The sequence below is a fragment of the Pseudomonas sp. PS01298 genome (assembly GCF_029959745.1).
Classification (GTDB): domain Bacteria; phylum Pseudomonadota; class Gammaproteobacteria; order Pseudomonadales; family Pseudomonadaceae; genus Aquipseudomonas; species Aquipseudomonas aylmerensis.
Genome location: NZ_JASCPP010000261.1, coordinates 1 through 323 on the forward strand (window position 1 = coordinate 1; position 323 = coordinate 323).

1 pseudogene is annotated in these 323 nt (G+C 57.0%); it reads right to left on the reverse strand.

Annotated features, from left to right (window positions below):
* Positions 1-16 precede the first annotated feature (16 nt).
* A pseudogene (locus QMX97_RS32075) lies at positions 17-265 on the reverse strand (PAS domain S-box protein); the annotation flags it as partial.
* Between the last annotated feature and the right edge of the window lie 58 nt (positions 266-323).

Below are 323 nucleotides of genomic sequence, written 5' to 3' on the forward strand. Positions count from 1 at the left end.
GCTCATGCCCGCCCTAGGGCACGGCAAACGCCTGCTGGTACTTGAGATAGGTGGATTCGTCACGGTTGTCGGCGTAGAGCGTCAGGTAGTAGATAGCGTCTTTCTGGCCCTTCGACCACAGGCTTTCACCGGCCACGTAGCCGCGTACCGCTGAAAGCACCTAGAGACTGACGCAGCCCAACAATGCCTGAAACTGAACGACGGCGATGAAGGGCCACACAATGCCCAACAGCCGAGGTGTTCCGAGAGTCCGCTTTTGCTTCATGAAGTCCCTTACACATGCACTGCCCAATACGCACGCGAAAATCCGCTTCCGATAGCTA